Annotated in this window: 3 protein-coding genes; all 3 read right to left on the bottom strand. The window is 70.8% G+C overall.

The window, feature by feature from the left end:
* Positions 1–234: 234 nt before the first annotated feature.
* Entirely contained in the window at positions 235–417 is a 183-nt protein-coding gene (locus GA0115259_RS12390) for a Trm112 family protein (protein WP_093595165.1), read from the bottom strand.
* Positions 418–611: 194 nt separating this feature from the next.
* Entirely contained in the window at positions 612–1,979 is a 1,368-nt protein-coding gene (locus GA0115259_RS12385; protein WP_093595162.1) for a phosphomannomutase/phosphoglucomutase, read from the bottom strand.
* Between the two features lie 143 nt (positions 1,980–2,122).
* A partial coding sequence (locus GA0115259_RS12380) for an L-lactate permease (RefSeq protein WP_176732525.1) occupies positions 2,123–2,952 on the bottom strand: 830 nt, incomplete at its 5' end.

The raw sequence follows: 2,952 nt of genomic DNA, 5'->3' as shown, positions 1-2,952 counted from the left end.
CACCCGGGCTCCGGCCTCGGCCGCGCCACGGAGCAGACCGCGGCGGTCGGCGTCGGCCAGTGCGTCGGGAGCGTCGAGCAGCGACTCGTCGAGCATGGGATGGGGCCTCCGATCGCCCGGCGCGGGACGCCGTGGCGGCGCTTGGTTGTGGCGCTGTGGGTGCGACTGTGGATGCGGTGCCCGGGTGTTCTCAGGCGTGGGTCCTCAGGCGTGGGTCCTCAGGCGGTGGTTTTCTCAGGCGGGACGACGTGCCTCGTCGACGAGGAGGACCGGGATGTCGTCCCGTACCGGATAGGCCAGGCCACAGTCCGCGCCGGTGCAGATCAGCTCGGGGGTGTCGGCTGCCGTGCTGTCGCTGAGCGGCGCGTGACAGGCCGGGCAGGCGAGGATCTCCAGGAGGCCGGCTTCGAGCGGCATGAGGGTGATGTCCCTTCGAACAGAACAGGTGGATCGGGCCACGTCAGCCTACCGCCGGGCCCCGGGGTGAGGCCCATTCCGGGGTACGGTCCCGATCCCGACCGCCCCCGCCCGCTCCACGCCCGCTCCACGCCCGCTCCAGGTCCTGGCCCTGGCCCTGGCCCTGGTCCCGCGCTGGGACCACCAGCGAGGGCTCAGGCGCGGATCAAGGTCAGGGCTTCGTCTCTGATCTTGGTCATCGTCGTCTCGTCGCGCGCTTCCACGTTCAGGCGCAGGAGCGGTTCCGTGTTGGAAGGGCGGAGGTTGAACCACCACTCCGTACCCGTCACCGTCAGCCCGTCGAGTTCGTCGAAGGTCACGCCCTCGCGGCCCGCGAAAGCCTCACGTACCGCCTCCGTGCGGGCCGTCTGGTCGGTGACCGTGGAGTTGATCTCGCCGGAGCCGGCGTAGCGGTCGTACGAGGAGACCAGTTCGGACAGCGGTCCGTCCTGGCCGCCGAGGGCCGCCAGGACATGGAGCGCGGCCAGCATGCCCGTGTCGGCGTTCCAGAAGTCGCGGAAGTAGTAGTGCGCGGAGTGCTCGCCGCCGAAGATCGCGCCGGTCTCGGCCATCCGCTGCTTGATGAAGGAGTGGCCGACCCTGGTGCGTACGGGAACGCCGCCCTGTTCCCGGACGACCTCCGGGACCGACCAGGACGTGATCAGGTTGTGGATCACCGTGCCGCCCGGATGTTTGGCCAGTTCACGCGCCGCCACCAGCGCCGTGATCGCCGACGGCGAGACGCCCTCGCCGCGCTCGTCCACCACGAAGCAGCGGTCTGCGTCGCCGTCGAAGGCCAGGCCCAGGTCCGCGCCCTCCGCCAGCACCCGGGCCTGGAGGTCCACGATGTTCTTCGGGTCCAGCGGGTTGGCCTCGTGGTTCGGGAACGTGCCGTCCAGCTCGAAGTACATCGGCACCACATCGAGCGGCAGGCCCTCGAAGACCGTCGGGACCGTGTGTCCGCCCATGCCGTTGCCGGCGTCCACGACGACCTTCAGCGGGCGGATCGCGGAGAGGTCGACCAGGGACAGCAGATGCGCCGCGTAATCGGTCAGCGTGTCCCGCCGGGCGGTGGTGCCCGGCGCGGTCGCCCCGGTCACCGAGGGCGGAGCGCCCTCTTCGAGCCAGCCCTCGACCAGCGTACGGATCTCCGCCAGGCCCGTGTCCTGGCCCACCGGCGCCGCGCCCGCCCGGCACATCTTGATGCCGTTGTACCGGGCCGGGTTGTGCGACGCCGTGAACATCGCGCCCGGCAGATCGAGCTTTCCCGACGCGTAGTAGAGCTGGTCGGTGGAGCACAGCCCGATGATCGTGGCGTCCGCCCCGCGCGAGACGGCGCCCCGCGCGAAGCTCGCCGCCAGTCCGGGCGAGGAGGGCCGCATGTCATGGCCGACGACGATCGCGCCGGCGCCGGTGACCTGGACGAAGGCCGCGCCGAAAAGCTCCGCGAGCCGGTCGTCCAGTTGCTCCGGGTACACCCCGCGCACGTCGTACGCCTTCACGAGCTGCGACAAATCGGCCACTGCGACCCCTCCAGATGTTGCTGCCACTGCGCTCACGACAAACTACCCGTACCGGACCCCTCGTACCGATGGATCCAGAGGCCGGCCATAAAGGGCCGGCCCAGAGCCGTCGGCCGTCAGGCGTCGCCGTCAAGCGTCAGCCGTCACGGAAGCATCCATCCCAGCACCGCCGTGCTCTGCCCCACCACGATCAGGCACATCACCAGCAGAAGACCCACACTCCACGGCAGCACCTTGCGCAGCAGGTCCCCCTCCTTCCCCGCCAGTCCCACCGCCGCGCAGGCGATCGTCAGATTCTGCGGCGAGATCATCTTCCCCAGCACTCCCCCGGAGCTGTTCGCCGCGGCCAGCAGCTCCGGCGACAGGCCCGACTCGTTCGCCGCCGTCACCTGGAGCGCGCCGAAGAGCGCGTTGGCCGAGGTGTCCGAGCCCGAGACCGCGACACCGAACCAGCCCAGGATCGGTGAGAGGAACGCCAGTCCCGCGCCCGCCGCCGCGACGAAGTGGCCGATGGTGGCCGCCTGCCCGGAGAGATTCATGACATACGCGAGGGCCAGCACCGAGGTGACGGTGAGGATCGCGTACCGCAACTCGTACACCGTGCCCGCCCACTCGCGCGCCGCGTCACCGGCCCGTACGCCGAGTACGGCGGCCGTGAACAGTCCCGCGAGCAGGACGAGTGTGCCGCCCGTGGCGACGAGCGGCAGCGAGAAGACATTGGCGCCGACCGGCTCGCCCGCAGAGTCGGTGACATCGAGGAAGGGCCAGTCGAAGACCTGTGTCGCCTTCGCCAGCAGGTCCTTGACCGGCGGGATCTGGGCGACCGAGAAGATCACCACGATCAGACCGTACGGCGCGTAGGCGCGCAGCACCTCGGGGTGCGGGTCCGCCTGGTCCAGGTCCTCGCTCCGTACGCCCGTGAGCACCGCCGCCCGCACCGGCTCGGCCGCCGGCCTGCGCGCCGACGGCACCG

Source organism: Streptomyces sp. MnatMP-M17 (genome assembly GCF_900091995.1).
Lineage (GTDB): Bacteria > Actinomycetota > Actinomycetes > Streptomycetales > Streptomycetaceae > Streptomyces.
This window is presented reverse-complemented; position numbering and strand designations above follow the sequence as displayed.

What these genes read in the sequence shown, in the direction of transcription:
- GA0115259_RS12390 (WP_093595165.1), bottom strand. Translation starts at nt 417, where the DNA reads ATGCCGCTCGAAGCCGGCCTCCTGGAGATCCTCGCCTGCCCGGCCTGT.